The organism is Heliobacterium chlorum (assembly GCF_014502795.1).
Taxonomy (GTDB): domain Bacteria; phylum Bacillota; class Desulfitobacteriia; order Heliobacteriales; family Heliobacteriaceae; genus Heliobacterium; species Heliobacterium chlorum.
Genome location: NZ_JACVHF010000001.1, coordinates 110,410 through 125,387 on the forward strand (window position 1 = coordinate 110,410; position 14,978 = coordinate 125,387).

17 protein-coding genes are annotated in these 14,978 nt (G+C 50.7%); 14 read left to right on the top strand and 3 right to left on the bottom strand.

Translation table 11 applies throughout. The features are described from left to right. The first annotated feature begins 19 nt into the window (after nucleotides 1–19). From H1S01_RS00540 to H1S01_RS00555, 4 genes are all read left to right on the top strand, one after another. Nucleotides 20–253 (top strand): DUF1858 domain-containing protein, encoded by a 234-nt coding sequence (locus H1S01_RS00540; RefSeq protein ID WP_155475752.1) that lies wholly within the window; start codon nucleotides 20–22, stop codon nucleotides 251–253. 191 nt (nucleotides 254–444) lie between these two features. Continuing rightward, complete coding sequence (gene pduL / locus H1S01_RS00545; protein WP_188038187.1) at nucleotides 445–1,101, top strand: phosphate propanoyltransferase; 657 nt, start codon at nucleotides 445–447, stop codon at nucleotides 1,099–1,101. Nucleotides 1,102–1,236: 135 nt separating this feature from the next. After that, nucleotides 1,237–2,286 (top strand): HD-GYP domain-containing protein, encoded by a 1,050-nt coding sequence (locus tag H1S01_RS00550; RefSeq protein ID WP_207732135.1) that lies wholly within the window; start codon nucleotides 1,237–1,239, stop codon nucleotides 2,284–2,286. 71 nt (nucleotides 2,287–2,357) lie between these two features. Beyond that, nucleotides 2,358–3,209: a YitT family protein gene (locus tag H1S01_RS00555; RefSeq protein ID WP_188038189.1), complete on the top strand. Its 852-nt coding sequence runs from the start codon at nucleotides 2,358–2,360 to the stop codon at nucleotides 3,207–3,209. Here the strand turns inward: H1S01_RS00555 and H1S01_RS00560 are convergent. After that, nucleotides 3,204–4,721, bottom strand: coding sequence for a DEAD/DEAH box helicase (locus H1S01_RS00560; protein ID WP_188038190.1), 1,518 nt, complete (start codon nucleotides 4,719–4,721; stop codon nucleotides 3,204–3,206). The genes H1S01_RS00555 and H1S01_RS00560 overlap by 6 nt on opposite strands. Nucleotides 4,722–4,853: 132 nt before the next feature. On the opposite strand from H1S01_RS00560, the gene H1S01_RS00565 reads away from it, so the two are divergent. The 4 genes from H1S01_RS00565 to H1S01_RS00580 all read left to right on the top strand — a co-directional run bounded on the left by H1S01_RS00565 (nucleotide 4,854) and on the right by H1S01_RS00580 (nucleotide 7,862). Continuing rightward, nucleotides 4,854–5,222, top strand: a complete 369-nt coding sequence (locus H1S01_RS00565; protein WP_341478999.1) for a hypothetical protein — start codon at nucleotides 4,854–4,856, stop codon at nucleotides 5,220–5,222. Nucleotides 5,223–5,291: 69 nt separating this feature from the next. Continuing rightward, a complete protein-coding gene (locus H1S01_RS00570; RefSeq protein WP_188038192.1) occupies nucleotides 5,292–6,050 on the top strand; it encodes a glycosyltransferase in 759 nt (252 codons plus the stop codon). Then, nucleotides 6,031–6,414 (top strand): EamA family transporter, encoded by a 384-nt coding sequence (locus H1S01_RS00575; protein WP_188038193.1) that lies wholly within the window; start codon nucleotides 6,031–6,033, stop codon nucleotides 6,412–6,414. The genes H1S01_RS00570 and H1S01_RS00575 overlap by 20 nt, the downstream gene beginning before the upstream one ends. Further along, nucleotides 6,381–7,862 carry an ArnT family glycosyltransferase gene (locus H1S01_RS00580; protein WP_188038194.1) on the top strand — a complete coding sequence of 494 codons (1,482 nt, stop codon included), beginning with the start codon at nucleotides 6,381–6,383 and terminating at the stop codon, nucleotides 7,860–7,862. Before H1S01_RS00575 ends, H1S01_RS00580 begins: the two co-directional genes overlap by 34 nt. A gap of 63 nt (nucleotides 7,863–7,925) precedes the next feature. Here the strand turns inward: H1S01_RS00580 and H1S01_RS00585 are convergent, their stop codons facing one another. Both H1S01_RS00585 and H1S01_RS00590 read right to left on the bottom strand, forming a co-directional pair. Next, nucleotides 7,926–8,336: a sulfite exporter TauE/SafE family protein gene (locus H1S01_RS00585; protein WP_188038195.1), complete on the bottom strand. Its 411-nt coding sequence runs from the start codon at nucleotides 8,334–8,336 to the stop codon at nucleotides 7,926–7,928. Then, nucleotides 8,327–8,704 carry a sulfite exporter TauE/SafE family protein gene (locus H1S01_RS00590; RefSeq protein ID WP_341479016.1) on the bottom strand — a complete coding sequence of 126 codons (378 nt, stop codon included), beginning with the start codon at nucleotides 8,702–8,704 and terminating at the stop codon, nucleotides 8,327–8,329. The genes H1S01_RS00585 and H1S01_RS00590 overlap by 10 nt, the downstream gene beginning before the upstream one ends. Nucleotides 8,705–8,916: 212 nt before the next feature. On the opposite strand from H1S01_RS00590, the gene H1S01_RS00595 reads away from it, so the two are divergent. From H1S01_RS00595 to H1S01_RS00620, 6 genes are all read left to right on the top strand, one after another. Beyond that, entirely contained in the window at nucleotides 8,917–9,672 is a 756-nt protein-coding gene (locus H1S01_RS00595) for a ZIP family metal transporter (protein ID WP_188038196.1), read from the top strand. A 75-nt stretch (nucleotides 9,673–9,747) separates the two neighbouring features. Then, nucleotides 9,748–10,476: a GerMN domain-containing protein gene (locus H1S01_RS00600; protein ID WP_188038197.1), complete on the top strand. Its 729-nt coding sequence runs from the start codon at nucleotides 9,748–9,750 to the stop codon at nucleotides 10,474–10,476. A gap of 306 nt (nucleotides 10,477–10,782) precedes the next feature. Next, a complete protein-coding gene (locus tag H1S01_RS00605) occupies nucleotides 10,783–12,111 on the top strand; it encodes an N-acetylmuramoyl-L-alanine amidase family protein (RefSeq protein ID WP_188038198.1) in 1,329 nt (442 codons plus the stop codon). Nucleotides 12,112–12,196: 85 nt separating this feature from the next. Further along, nucleotides 12,197–13,048: a glutamate racemase gene (gene murI / locus H1S01_RS00610; RefSeq protein ID WP_188038199.1), complete on the top strand. Its 852-nt coding sequence runs from the start codon at nucleotides 12,197–12,199 to the stop codon at nucleotides 13,046–13,048. Between the two features lie 27 nt (nucleotides 13,049–13,075). Then, nucleotides 13,076–14,071: a 2-hydroxyacyl-CoA dehydratase family protein gene (locus H1S01_RS00615; RefSeq protein WP_188038200.1), complete on the top strand. Its 996-nt coding sequence runs from the start codon at nucleotides 13,076–13,078 to the stop codon at nucleotides 14,069–14,071. Nucleotides 14,072–14,168: 97 nt separating this feature from the next. Further along, nucleotides 14,169–14,912: an acyl-CoA dehydratase activase gene (locus H1S01_RS00620; protein ID WP_188038201.1), complete on the top strand. Its 744-nt coding sequence runs from the start codon at nucleotides 14,169–14,171 to the stop codon at nucleotides 14,910–14,912. Nucleotides 14,913–14,978: the final 66 nt, after the last annotated feature.

Sequence of the window (14,978 nt, forward strand, 5' to 3'; positions counted from 1 at the left end):
CTTTAAGGAGGTGGACTGAATGGTAATCACCGAAACTATGGGTATTGGGGAATGCGTAAGTAAATATCCTCAGACGGTACCTGTCTTCATGAGTTTTGGTATGGGTTGCCTCGGTTGTTCGGCGGCTCGCTTCGAAAACATCGGGCAGGGCGCTCGCGCTCACGGCATCGAAGTCGATAAACTCATCGCCGAACTGAACAAAGTGGCTGGCCAAGGCCAAAGCGAATGCGGTTGCGGCTGTGGATGTGAATAAGACATCGAATCTATGAAACCCTCGTTCATCGAGGGTTTTTCTTTTTTACCTGCGTCTGTCTGATAATTTAGACAGTTATAAATAGATCTTAGATATTGTCGGGATTGTTTGTCGGCGTTTATAATAAAGCCAGTCAAAATGCTGACAGCATCCTAGACACTATTGGTCTTGGGGAAGGAGGAAATTTTATCATGAAGTACAATATTCCGATTCAAGTGCCCGTCGGTGTGTCGAATCGCCACATCCACCTTTCCCAGGAAGATGTGGATACCCTTTTCGGAGCCGGATATCAGTTGACAGAGATGAAGCCGCTCTGTCAACCTGGCCAGTTTGCCTGTAAAGAAGTTTTGACGGTAGCTGGGGTAAAAGGTGTCCTTTCCAATGTACGGGTCCTCGGACCAGCACGAAAACAGACCCAAGTTGAGATTTCCCGGACTGATTCCTTTACTTTAGGTGTTCAACCGCCTGTTCGCGATTCCGGTGACTTAAAAGGCACACCGGGCTGTGTGCTCATTGGGCCTAAAGGGTCGGTTATCTTAAAAGAAGGTGTCATCCTGGCTTGCCGACATCTCCATATGCACACCAAAGATGCGGAAGCCCTAGCCGTTAAAGACAAAGAGCGTATCACCGTCTCCTTCGGCGGTGAACGGGGCGTGATCTTCCAAAACGTTCTCGCTCGTGTCGGCGATGCGATGGCTTTAGAATTCCACCTCGATACGGACGAAGCCAACGCCTGCATGATAAAAAGCGGTGATGTAGCCTACCTCATTGGAAAAGAGGAAGCTGGCATCGATGTGAAGCCAATCTTGGAAGTTGAAAATCCTGTCAAAGTAGGTAAAACTGAATAGGATTAACATACTTTATCGGTAAAAAGCGGTTTTTGCATATAGCGAAAACCGCTTTTATTTTTATATAGTAATAGAGGATGCCGGACAGGAACGGCGAATTTTTATAGCATCAGGGAGGCGAGTACTGTGCGGCAGATGGGGATTGATTATGTAAAAATCGGAGATAAGCTGGCCCGTTCCATCTTGACCTCAGACGGTCAGATCTTACTGGGAAAAGGTGTTTTATTGACCGCTGGTTATCTCTCGAAACTGCGAGGACTCGGCATTACAGCGGTCTATATTGAAGATGAACAGTTTCAGGATTTGCAAATCATCGATCCGATCAGCGACGAGACCCGCCGAGAAGCCTTGCATAACGTCAAAGAGGCGACCGATGCGATTCGAAGCGGCCGAAGTATTGATGGGACAAAAGTGAAAAAAACAGTAAACTCGATCGTCGAGGAATGCATCGCCAATCAGGGTGTGCTCATGAACCTGATGGATATGCGTTCCACCGAAAACTGGCTGATCCCCCATAGTGTATCGGTCTGCATCATGGCAACTGTGCTGGGGATCGCTCGTTGTCTCGACCGTAACCGTCTGATAGAACTGGCCGTAGGCGGCCTGATGCATGACGTCGGTTTGACGAAGGTGCCGAAAGAAATTCTAGAAAAAGGGGAAGATCGGCTCAGCGACGAAGAACGGGCTCTTTATGAAAAACATACCGAAGAAGGCTTTGCCCTTCTGCGACGGATTCAAGAACTGAGTGTCGTTACTGCACATGTGGCCTACCAGCATCACGAGCGGGTCGACGGCACCGGTTATCCCCGGCAGTTGACCGGTGATGATATCCACCTGTACGGACGGATCGTAGCCGTAGTGGACCTCTATGATAAATTAGTCAACGGTACACTCGGTGCCAAGCCTGTCTTACCTCACCAGGCTTGTGAGATGTTGATGGGACTTTCTGGTCGCTATCTTGATATGGAACTGGTGCAGCTCTTCTTAAAAAATGTAGCCACCTACCCGACGGGGATTTCGGTGCGCCTGTCTACAGGGGAAGTGGGTGTTGTCGTCGATCAGAATAAATCGATCCCGATGCGTCCCGTCGTACGGGTGCTGCAAGAGCGCTACCGTTTTGTCGAAACGAAGGAATACAACCTGATTAAAGATACTACCGTATTCATTAAAGACGTATTGCGTTGAATCCGTTTTAGAAGGCGGACGAGAGGGCAATCTATACGAGTAAGTTTCGTCTCAGATAGGATGGAAGGGAATTGAAAAGACGAATCGGTCTTTGGTTGAAAGATGCCCTGGGAATCGCTGTCGGTGCAAGCATTTTCGCTTTTGGACTGAATTATTTCATCATCGCCAACCGGCTGGCCGAAGGCGGGTTGACTGGCGTGGCATTGATGTTCTATTATCTCTTCGGTTGGCCGGTGGGACAATCATACCTGATCATGAACATCCCCTTGTTCATCATCGGGTGGCGCCTTCTGGGCCATGAATTTGCCCTAAAAACGCTATGGGGAACGGCGGTGGCCTCCCTGGCGATCGATTTGACGGCGAAGTACCAATCGCCCATGCCCAACGATATTTTGCTTGCAGCTCTGTACGGCGGATTTTTTCTAGGCGTCGGTCTGGGCGTGATCTTCCTCTTTGGCGGTTCCACCGGCGGAGGCGATATCGTCGCTCGACTGGTCAACCACCGCTGGGGATGGCCTTTAGGAAGAGTTCTGCTCATGTTTGACGTCATCGTGATCACGTCGATCGCCTTTATCTTTGGCAAAGCAGTCGCTATGTACACCCTGTTAGCGGTGTTTGTCGCCAGCAGGGTGATTGATTTTGTCCAAGAAGGGGCCTACACAGCCCGGGCAGCCATGATCATCTCCGAGAAGTCCGAAGAAATCGCCCGGCGCGTCGTCAGCGAACTGGAACGGGGAGCCACCGTGTTTAGCGGGCGGGGAGCCTATACTGCAGAAGAAAAGAACATTCTCTATTGTGTCGTCAGCCGTTCCGAGTTGGTCCGGTTGAAGGGAGTCGTCTATGATACAGATCCGAAAGCCTTTATGATCATCAATGAAGTTCACGAGGTTTTAGGAGAGGGATTCCGCACCTGGAATTCATAGCAGAAAAAGCGGCGGTGATACAGGTTGAAAAGAGGACGGAACCTCTAGTGGAGGTTTCGTCTTTGCTTTTTCCTGATTAATCTTTGCTTGAATATCGAGTAAGTATTCCAAGGCGTGTGTTTCCAGGTTTTCACTAGACTTTTGACCGTAGATTATACGCTCGATGAAGCCGACCGTTTGGGTGAACATCTTAATTTTCTCATGTAGCAGGTCTAACATGTGCTCTTCGATCGTCCCCCGGGTGCTCAGGTTATAGACGTGAACATCATGCTCCTGCCCCAACCGGTGAACCCGGCCGATCCGTTGTTCTAACCGCATCGGATTCCAAGGGAGGTCATAATTGATCACTTGGTGGCAAAACTGCAAGTTGATGCCTTCACCGCCCGATTCCGTGGAGATGAGAACGGGAATCTCGCTGTTCTGGAATTCATGCTGGGTCATGGCTCGGGTCCAACGTCCCAATCCGCCATGATAGACGAGCACAGGTATTCCTATGGCCTGCAGGTGCATAGCCAAATAATCTAGGGTTTGAAAGTATTCCGTAAAAATGATAACCTTTTCTTTGCTGTGCTGAAGAAAGTCGGTGACCACCTGGGCTTTGGCGTTCTGACGAATTTGCTGGGCTAGGGGAATCAGTTCTTCCAAGCCCATCGACTCGATAGTGCCTAAAGCAGCAAAAGAGCTGGAACATACTTCGCGGAGAAGTGTGAGTAAGCCTAAGGTGCTTTTTTTCATCTCTTTGCGGCGGCGAAACTCATTGCGCAGGAAGTGGACGACGGCATCATAAAGCTCTTGTTCGGGCTCGGTCAAATCGAGGGGAAGCAGGTGGACATGCCGGTTTGGCAGTTTGATCGCGCATTCGCTGCGGTGATGGCGGATGAGGACGCCTGCGAGGACTTCCTGCAGTTCTTTCGGGTTTTTCGGTTCTCGTTTGCTGGCGAGGAAGGCTGATTGAAAATCGGCAAAAGTGCCAAAATAACCGGGCCGCAGCAAGTCTACCAGGTGAAAAAGTTCCTTCAAATCATTTTGTACCGGCGTGGCCGTCAACAAAAGCAAGTTTTTCGTTTTTATGGACGATACAAATGCATAATTGCTGGAACGGGGGTTTTTCAGGCGGTGCGCTTCATCGACGATGACCACATCATACTCGATGGCGCCGATGATATCGGCATGGGGAGAGCGCTTCGCTAAGTCGATCGAAGTAACGACGAAGGGATGCCAGTTCCAACCGTATTCCCGTTTGTTAACCCAACAAGGAAAACCGAACTTGGTCCTCATCTCATGGGCCCACTGGCCAGTCAGGTTTTTCGGCGCCAAGATCAGGACTTTATTCAGTTGACCTCGGGATTGCAGTTCTTTCAAGACGATGCCGGCTTCAATGGTTTTACCCAGCCCGACTTCGTCCGCTAAGATAGCTCGTCCACCCATGGGATAGAGCACTTTCCAGGCCGTATCGATCTGGTGGGGCAGCGGTTCGAAGTCTAACTGTTTGAGACAGCTAATCCGGCCCAAAAGGAAACCACCTTCCAAAAGGGAGAGAATTTTTCCTCTTTAGTTATTGTGCAGGAATATTGGTTTCTTATGTCTGGAAATTTTCTAGGCTAGGGTGTATATAATATATACAGTGACGTTTTTAGGAGGGATGTGTGGTTGGGCTACAAGTTCGAATTCACCTGGGTCCTTCGACTACCGGTGGACGAGCTTCCCCAGGAACCGCCTCAGAGTCCCGGAAATCATTTGCTTTGGAAACGGACACACGGCAATATCATTCTCGGCTTTACCAAGGAAGGGGGGCGGATGTACCCCGTAGGGATGCCCGTGCTGATCGTGACCAATCAAGAAGAAACCGTAGGTATTGGACGGATTCTCCGTTGCGAAATCCATGCGCTGCCGAATGGGAAGCAGACGACAGTAGTGGAATTCTCTGTGGTTCGGATGTTTGACCCTGACGAGGGTCCCGTCATATCGAAGGTGTTCAAAGAGATGTACGGTTATTTGCCGGAGGGGTTATAGGCCGATCGTCCCTTTGCAAAGCACCCATAGAAAACCTAAAAATGGAATCAGTTTCTGTAGAGGAGGGCGTTGGCCCTGTATATTCTGTTACCGGCTTACAATGAAGCAAAAAGCTTACCTGGTTTGATGCCGAAGTTCGCTGATCTGCTCCCCAAATTTCCTGACTTGCATGTGATCGTGGTGGATGATGGTTCAAAAGACGGTACAGCTGAAATCGCCGAAAGTTATCAACGGCTCTATCCAGTGACGGTGCTGCGTCATGAAGTGAACAAAGGTCTGGGCAGAGGTATGATGACAGGCCTGCGCTGGATCGCCGAAAACGGGTCGAGTGACGACGTCGTCGTCACGATGGATGCCGATGATACCCATGATCCGAGCATCATCCCGGCCATGGTGGAGAAAATCAAAAAAGGAACCCATGTGGTTATCGCTTCTCGCTACCAGGACGGCGGCGAGCAAATCGGACTATCCTTTTTCCGCAAGGTGATGTCCTGGGGAGCCTCCACGCTGCTCGGTTTCATCTTTCAAATCGATGGTGTAAGAGACTATTCTTCCGGCTTTCGGGCCTATAAGATCGGTGTTCTACAAGTTGCCTTCCAACGTTTTGGAGAATATTTTATCGAAGCCAGCGGTTTTCAATGCATGGCCGAGATCTTGCTGAAGCTGCGTACATTAGGGCTTCGCTTTGATGAGGTGCCTTTGGTGTTGCGCTACGACCGGAAAGCAGGACCGAGTAAAATGCCTGTACTGGAGACGGTGCTGCAGTATTTTTTCTTGGCTCGAAAAGTTTCCAGATTGGAGATCGTCCATGAAAAACGCCTTGGGTAGCGGATTCTATACGATCCTCATTTCGATTTTTTTGGGTGCCTGCGGGCAGGTGCTGCTTAAACTCGGTGCGAACCGACTCGCCATTGAGCCGGGTCCCTTGTGGGAAACGTTGGTTCAAGGGTTATTGCAGATGGCGAAAAATCCCCTCATTATCGGGGGGCTTTTCCTTTTCGGCTGTAGTTCCATTCTCTGGATTATGGCCGTGTCCAAAGTTCAGCTGAGTTTAGCCTATCCCATGGTCAGTTTATCCTATATCATCGTGCTTTTCGCCTCTTGGGCTCTATTGGGAGAGCCGGTAACGTTAATGCGAATCGGCGGGGTGCTAGTCATTTGTTTTGGCGTTTTCCTGATCGCGCAGAGTTAAGGGAATTGCGTTGGAATTTTTCCCTATGGGCGCTCACTATCATCGTCTTGATCGGTTTCGCCATGCGGCTAAAAGGCATTGAGAACCCTTTTGTCGATTTTCATGGCTGGCGTCAAAGCGATACGGCTGCCGTAGCTCGCTATTTTTATGAGCGGGAATTTAATCTGCTCCGTCCACAGCTTCCCTATTATGGAGCGCCGCCCAACTATGCCGAGTTGGAATTCGGTTTGGTTCCAGGCATCACGGCAGCATTGTATTACATATTTGGGGAAGTTCCCTGGGTAGCCCGTTTCGTAATCATCGCTTTTTCCTTGTGGTCCTTGCTGTCGGTCTACCGGATCGGCCGCCAGATCTGGGGTGAATGGGCTGGCCTCGCCGCCGCCCTTACTTTGGCTGTTCATCCCTTGTATGTTTATTTTTCTCGATCCTTTCAACCGGATGTACCCATGATTTCCCTTTCCCTGGCTGCGATGGCTAATTTCCTTGCCTGGGAAAAGGAGGCGGACCGCCGGTATATGTGGCGGGGCGTCCTATGGATGACCTTAGCTGTTCTCGTTAAACCGCCGGCAGCCATATTCTACCTGCCCCTCTTTTTCTGGTGGCTCAGGGCACGTGGGCCTAAATGGGAGGCGGGGCTCGCTTATGTCATCATTCCCCTTTTGTTTACGGCGGCTTATCTGCGGGCTATTCATGGCATCGCAGAACACCCTTTTGTATCAGGGCTCACTACTTCCTTTGCGGCAAGGCTCTGGCAAGAAGGGATTCCTCTCGATTGGTTTGCCGACGTCGGACGAGGTACTTTCTTTTTCGCCGTTACCCCATTCTTTATCATTCCCGCGATGATCGGTCTGCTGCGGGGCCTTTTTTCGCAAGAGCGCTTTTGGATCGTTAGCTGGATTGCTGCCCTGGCGGCATTCTTTCTGTTAGTCGGTAATCATGTCTTAAACAACCTGCAGTACTATTTCCTACCGGCAGTTCCCCTAGTCGCTCTGCTCACAGGGGCGACGGTCGACATGAGCTTGTCCGATTATCGGAGTTGGAAGCCGAGAGCGAGTTTGCTATTGCTGCTGTTGGTGGGCGGTTCTTTTCTCGTCTCTGCCTCATTTCAACGGTGGCTGCCGGAAAAGTGGCTGCGGGACCAGCCTTGGACCTATGAGCGTTGGTACGATGTCGACGAAAAGACGCTGAATATCGGTCTCGCTCTGGATAAGGCGACTCCATCCGAGTCGTGTCTGCTCATCAACGAATACTCGCCTCGCAGTCTCTTTTACAGCCGTCGCTTTGGTTGGTTTATCGACCCAGCCGAGTTTTCCGAGGATTTTCTCGAGGAGGCTCGTAAGGGAGGCGCTGACTATCTCGTCTGGATAAACGAAAAGCCGCCTCAAATCGGCGGCCTGCGGGAAGGGAAATGGTTTTCAGAGGGATTTTGGTTGATCCCGTTGAGGTAGCGAATACCCGATAACTCACCGGTAAATATCGAAGCGGTAACGTGTTGGCCGGTCGGTCTTATACTATGGGTTGCCCTGCCGTTCACTCGGTTGTTTTCCATTAGTGAGATCAGCTTGCCTTTTCGGCCGATAGAAAATCTCATAAGCACCCATGGCGACTAAAAAGATGCCGAAGACCTTCCGGAGAACTGGCCCTGGGAGATAGGCAGCTAGCGAGGCGCCGCCCACAGCACCGATGACGGCGGTCAAAGCCAACAAAAAGGCAAGACGAGGTCGAACGTTGCCATTCTTAAAATGGGTCACCAAGGCTACTGCTGACATAGGCAGAAAGGCTGTCAAGGCAACTGCTTGAGCTTGATGTTGTTCCACGTCCATGAGCAGGATCAGTGCCGGGACGAGCAGTGTACCTCCGCCCACAGCGAGCCCGCTCAATATTCCCGATAAGAGCCCCACGACAATCAGCATTATCTCCATAAGAGTCGCACCCCCGCAACGACCATCACGATCCCTAGTAGCATACGCAGGTGTTGGGGAGAGAACTTGTTCATCATTTTCGCCCCAATGTAAGCGCCTACCATGCCGGAGAGAGCGACCGAAAGGATCAATGACCATGCCAGGTATCCTTTTCGCCAGTATATAAAGGCGCTGGCTACCGATGTAGGCAGGATGATCGCCAGTGAAGTTCCATGGGCTTGATGCTGTGATACTCCCAGCAAAAAGACCATGGTGGGGATGACGATGGTCCCTCCGCCGATACCGATCAGGCCGTTGACCAACCCGGTGACGAGTCCTGATATGATTAGGATGATATTCGTCTTACCGTTTGCAAGATTAAAAATAATTTCGACCTCCGGTAAAAGCTTTCCCTCGCCATACTTCTTTTATCATGCACGGCAATTTTCCGGCTTTCCGTGAGCGATCTATTTCCCACCGTTCAAGGCGTCCCGCCTTTGAGCAGGTGGGTTTTTCTTTTTGGATGGGGAGCGGGATTCGTTCTTTTTCCCTCCAGGCACCATTATATATCTACAGAAATTCGGCTTTGGAGGGTCCCTTGATGGCTGAACTGCTTCGTGGCGTCGTACCACAGATGCTATTTGTTAGCTTGATTGCAGGGCTGGCGACGACGGCTGGAGCCCTCGTGGTCCTCATGCTCGGGGTGTTGGGAAAGCGAACCTTAAGCGTCATGCTCGGTTTTGCCGCCGGTGTCATGTTGAGCGTCGTCCTCTTCGATTTACTGCCTTCTTCCTATGCTTGGGGCGGTTTAGAGTCTATGCTGAGCGGTTTTTGTCTCGGTCTGATCATTCTTGCCGTGACCGATGTGCTGTTGACTCGTTTTACCTTGTCCAGCCGAAGGGGGAAAGAAGCAGGCCCGTTGCGTAAGATGGGCTATCTCATCGCCCTGGGTATTTCCTTGCACGATTTTCCCGAAGGGATCGCTATCGCTGCTGGTTCGGCTGCAGAAACCCATTTAGGCTGGCTCGTCGCCTTGGCGATTGGCTTACATAACATCCCCGAAGGCATCGCGACAGCAGCTCCTCTTAAAATGAGCGGGTTGTCGACATGGAAAATCTTTTTGTTGACGTTGGGCATGGCCCTGTTTACCCCTTTAGGTACGCTGCTCGGTTTTGGCATACTGGCTGTTTCCACGAAAATGTTAGCGCAGATGCTCAGCCTCGCCGGCGGGGCCATGGTGTACTTGGTTTGGGACGAGTTGTGGCCCGAGGCGAAGAAGCTCTCTCCCAGCCTCGCTCTGGCAGGGATCGCACTAGGAGGTACGGCCATGAGTACCATTTCGCTGCTCCATCATTAATATGAAAATACTGGAATAGTTTTTTTCCCTTGTCCATATGTATGAACCAAATGACTGCAAAGGGAGGAAGTATATATGGACAGGGAACGGAGCTGGTCCGCCGGTATCATCTTGCTGGTATCAGCGCTGGTGATTGCCTTTGGTTTAGGCGGATGCCAAGCGATTGATCGGTTTGTATCGATGAAAGCAGACTTTAAGGCCAAAGAAACAGGTCTAGCGGCAAAAGAACAGGAGAAGAGCCCGAGCCTGACTCCAGAACAGGTGATCCCTGTAGAGAGTAAAGAACAAGCGATACCTGCCGGGCAAGAGCAAGCGTTGACCTTGTACTTCGCTGACCCGAAAGGACAAAACTTAATCTCTGAGAAACGGGTGATCGCAAAAACAGGTAGTGTAGCCCGGGCTGCCATACAGGAATTGATCAAAGGTCCCAGCATCCAATCGAAAGGCATTGCAACCATCCCCGCTGGTACCCGATTGCTCGATATCAACGTGAAAGACGGGCTATGCACCGTGAACTTTAGCAAGGAGCTGCAAAAAAACCATCAAGGCGGCTCAGCCGGTGAAACGATGACGGTCTATTCGATCGTCAACACGCTGACCCAGTATCCGTCGATTGAAAAAGTACAAATTCTTGTTGAGGGGAAAAAGATTGAATCCCTCGCCGGTCACATGGACGTATCCCAAGCGATGGCTCGTAAGAAATCGATGATTATGGACGAAGCGGAGCCGGCGAAGGCAACAGGTTCTTCAGCGGCACAAGGCGATCCCAATTCATTGAGCAACAGTGATAAAAAAATCCAATAACAGGTTCAAATAAACGGTGACGGCTTTTAGCGCTGTCACCGTTTATTTTTCTCGCTAATTGGTCAATAACTCTGACAATCTATTCTTCCTCTGTCCATTCCAGCGAAAAAGGATTACAATAAAAAACGTAACAGAAAGATGACGGATTTTTTCCAACATCGACATAAAACAGGACGCATCTCCCGAATTATGTAGTATAAAGATCCGCTGGTTATTGCCTTCCGGAAAATGTCCTGTTACGTATAGGGAGGAAATATGAAACATCGTCGTCTATTGTCCATAGTCCTGGGGGGGACTTTTTTCCTTTTGCCGACATCAGGTGCGCTCGGGGCCGATACGAACGGAGATGCCGTCCCCGGATGGGCTTCGAGCAGCCTCAAGACATTAGAATCTCTCAAGCAAGGGTCAACCGTTACGGTGAACGGGCAGGTTGTCAATGTTCGTCGCGGCCCTGGAGTGAATTTCGATATCGTAACCATGGTGTTGAAAGGAAAAAAACTGGCTGTTCTAGAATCGAAAGAGGGGTGGACCAAGGTCCGCTTGGATAATGGGAACACCGGATGGATTGCCGATTGGCTGCTTGCGAAGGACGATTCCGCTCCGGCTTCCTCACCGCCAAGTGCCTCTGAATCTAACTCCCCCTCTTCACTGCTGATCATACCGCCCGGCACTTTCGGCCCAGAACCGAAGCCAGAACCGACACCTGAACCAATCACGGTCAACCCGGCTGCTTCAACGGGACCGGTTTTATCGAACCCACGGTCATGGAAGGTGACCATACAGTATTCGGCTAATATCCGTACTTCTCCCAGTCTTCAAGGCGATATTGTTAGAACTGCTGCGGTCGGTGAAGTTTTCGACCTGGGAAGTGTACAGGATGGATGGTACCAACTCCTCAACGGGGGAAAGCCTGGCGGCTGGATTGCCTCCTGGCTGACGACAGCTCAGCCAACGGCAACGAGTAAACCATCGACCCAACCGAGTCGGGGATCAACCAGCAGCACCGTGGCAGCCGTCGCTGGTTCCTTGGCCGGAAAGACGATTATCGTCGATCCCGGTCATGGGTACTTTAACACGAGCTACAATGTGGTCGACCAAGGTGCTTCCGGGCAAGGGGGAACGAAGGAAAAGGACGTCGTTTTAGACGTGAGCCGTCGTTTGGCCAGTGTTCTCCAGTCCAAAGGCGCCCGGGTGATCATGACTCGACAGAGTGATAAGGACATAAAGGGTGAAACGGTGGGCGATGACCTCACCTATCGTTCTGACTTAGCGAACAAAGCGAAGGCTGATCTCTTCGTGAGTATACATAACAATTCAAATTCCAGCAGCGATATCGGCGGCATCACGACGTATTATTTCAATAAAGAAGGTATGCCGAAAGCTGGAGAAGGGACCCGAATGCGATTGGCTGGTATGGTACAGCAATCGCTTGTCGCTGCACTACAACGGCAAGACCGGAGTACGCAAGGAGCAAACTTTGCCGTATTGCGGGAAACAAACATGCCAGCCATATTGATTGAACTGATGTTTCTCTCCAATCCGGAGGAAGAAAAACTGCTCAATCAGGGATCGATTCGGCAAAAAGCTGCCGAGGCGATCGCGGCTGGTCTACAAAGGCATTTTGAACAACCCTGAGCATGAGTCACCATTCTTTTCATAGCGAATAATATGTGCTATGGTTTAAAGGGTCCCATGCCGTAATGGCTAGGAGTGAGGTTTTTTGATTCGTTGCCAGCCTATTGGCGTATTTGATTCGGGTGTCGGCGGGTTTACCGTGGCACGTGAAGTTTTTCGGCAATTGCCGGGAGAAGAGATTCTCTATTTTGCGGATACGGCCCATGTACCCTACGGACCACGGCCAGCTGATGAATTGATCCGCTTTGCCTTTGAAATCGTCACCTTTTTGATCTCCGAAGGCGCGAAACTGATTCTTGTGGCCTGCAACACCAGTTCTTCACTGGCTCTTGACTTGCTACAGGAGCGTTTTTCCGTTCCGATTGTAGGCGTAGTGAATCCCGGCGCAGAGGAAGCCGTCAGCGTCAGCAAAAACGGCCGCATCGGTGTCTTAGCGACGGAAGCGACGATCCGTAAAGGGGCTCACGCCCAGCGCATCTTTGAACTGAACGGGCGAGCGAAGGTTTTTGGTCAAGCCTGTCCCCGTTTTGTTCCCCTCGTAGAGACGGGCAGCTACCTTGGTTCTGAAGCTCGGCAAGCTTCTCGAGAATACTTAACCCCTTTGTTAGAGAAGAACATTGACACGATTATTCTCGGGTGCACTCATTATCCCTTTTTGGAGCCGATCATTCGGGACACGATCGGTGAAGAGATCGCTCTCGTTGACCCAGCCTGTCAGACTGTGGCGCAGGGAAAAGAACTGATCGAAAAGGGAATCGTCTCACCCAGGGACCCTCGTCTGGGAAAACCGCGCCATCGCTTTTACGTCAGCGGAGATCCGCAAGCTTTTATTCGGGTTGGCAGTCCCCTCATCGGAGGGCGCCTTTTGTCCGATGTCCAGCAAGTTTGCTTGGACGGCATTTTGGACAGGGAAAATCAAAAAGTGGTTATTGCCTAAAGGTTCATAGGATGGATGTAGACGGAGATGACAAAAAAGATCGGTTTGACGACCACTGTACCCGTAGAGATCATCTACGCAGCCGGTATGGTTCCGGTCGACTTAAATAATATCTTTATCGCAGGAGATGCGCCCGGTAAAGCCATAGATGTGGCGGAACAAGCTGGATTCCCTCGCAACGTTTGCGGTTGGATCAAAGGGCTCTATACGACGCTTTTAGAATCCAACGATATCCGGGACGTCGTGGCGGTGACGCAAGGAGACTGTTCGAATACACACGCATTGATGGAAACATGGCAATTAGCAGGCGTAAGGGTCTATCCCTTCGCCTTTCCCTATGATCGGGACTATGATCTGCTCAAACTCCAGATGGAGAAGTTGATTTCTGCCTTCGGCACCGATTGGGAGCAAGTATACCAATGGAAACGCCGGCTCGATCATGTTCGTAAAAAGGCCTGGCAGCTCGATCAAATGACCTGGCAAATGGGAACGGTCACCGGCGAGAAAAACCATCTCGCTCTCGTCGGATGTTCCGATTTTAACGGTGATCCCGACGAGTATGAACGATATCTCGATGCGCTGATCGATGAAGCCAAGGGATCTGCCAAGGAGGGCTCTCCGAAGGTAGAGCCTGTCCGGATCGGATACATCGGAGTGCCGCCGATCACCACCGATCTCTATGCTTACATTGAGAGCATGGGTGGTCAGGTGGTCTTTAACGAAGTGCAACGGCAGTTTGCCATGCCTTTCCATGTGGACGACCTAGTCGAGCAATACCGGATGTATACCTATCCCTATTCGATTTTTGAACGCCTGAAAGACATCGAAGCGGAAGTGCAGCGCCGAAATATCCAAGGGGTCATCCATTATACGCAGAGTTTCTGTTTTCGGCAGATTGAAGATATCATCATTCGGAAGCAGCTGCCCGTTCCTGTGCTTACCTTGGAAGGCGATCGGCCTGGACCGTTGGACGCGCGAAGCCGTATGCGTGTCGATGCCTTTCTGGATATGCTTCAAGCATAGTTAAGAAGCAGGATGATTTGGATTTAAATAAACGGGACCAGGATTAAAAAAGAGTATTCGATTTGAAATACCTTGATGGAGGTAGGAAGAGCAACCTGTGAACATCGGTTTGGATCTCGGAAGCCGCTATGTGAAAGCCCTATTCATGCAAGACGGACAAGTTGTTGACCATCGTTTGTATGACACGTTAAAGTTTTATCGTGAATACGGCCGCAAAGTAAATGAAGAATTGCTCGTTGATTATGAGGCGCTGAACTGGCCTGAATTTGATCGGCTGGTTTCGACGGGCTACGGGCGCAATCTAGTCCAATTGGCAGGGGGACAAGTCATTCCAGAACTGCGCGCTCACAGCCGAGGGGCTGTCCATCAAACAGGTCTCAGCGATTTTACCTTGCTCGATCTAGGCGGTCAGGACAGCAAGGTGATCAAAATTCAGAAGGGCCGCATGGTCGACTTTCGGACAAATGATAAGTGCGCCGCCTCTTCCGGAAGATACCTGGAAAATATGGCGGAAGTTCTCGGGCTTAAAGTGCAGGATCTCGGCCATTGTCTAGAGAATCCAGTAGAGTTATCATCGACTTGTGCGGTTTTCGGAGAATCGGAACTGATCGGGAAGATTATTGAAGGCCATCCGATCGAAGACCTGGCCGCCGGTGTCAATCGAACCATCGTAAAGCGGGTCGAACCCATGCTCCGGGAATTGTATAGCCCCACCATCGTCTTCACAGGCGGTGTCGCCCAAAACAAGGCCATCGGACAGATGATCCGGGATATCTTGCAGGTGGAAGTGATCGTCCCGGCCAATCCCCAATTAAACGGGGCCATAGGCTGTTGTGTGTGAAAAATTTCACCCGTTGATTTTGAAGTCCCTGTCCGATTGACGGATAGGCGGCTTCATAAATAAATA

What these genes read in the sequence shown, in the direction of transcription:
- H1S01_RS00540 (WP_155475752.1), top strand. Translation starts at nt 20, where the DNA reads ATGGTAATCACCGAAACTATGGGTATTGGGGAATGCGTAAGTAAATAT.
- H1S01_RS00600 (WP_188038197.1), top strand. Translation starts at nt 9,748, where the DNA reads ATGGACAGGGAACGGAGCTGGTCCGCCGGTATCATCTTGCTGGTATCA.
- H1S01_RS00550 (WP_207732135.1), top strand. Translation starts at nt 1,237, where the DNA reads ATGGGGATTGATTATGTAAAAATCGGAGATAAGCTGGCCCGTTCCATC.
- H1S01_RS00595 (WP_188038196.1), top strand. Translation starts at nt 8,917, where the DNA reads ATGGCTGAACTGCTTCGTGGCGTCGTACCACAGATGCTATTTGTTAGC.
- H1S01_RS00575 (WP_188038193.1), top strand. Translation starts at nt 6,031, where the DNA reads ATGAAAAACGCCTTGGGTAGCGGATTCTATACGATCCTCATTTCGATT.
- H1S01_RS00615 (WP_188038200.1), top strand. Translation starts at nt 13,076, where the DNA reads ATGACAAAAAAGATCGGTTTGACGACCACTGTACCCGTAGAGATCATC.
- H1S01_RS00585 (WP_188038195.1), bottom strand. Translation starts at nt 8,336, where the DNA reads ATGGAGATAATGCTGATTGTCGTGGGGCTCTTATCGGGAATATTGAGC.
- pduL (WP_188038187.1), top strand. Translation starts at nt 445, where the DNA reads ATGAAGTACAATATTCCGATTCAAGTGCCCGTCGGTGTGTCGAATCGC.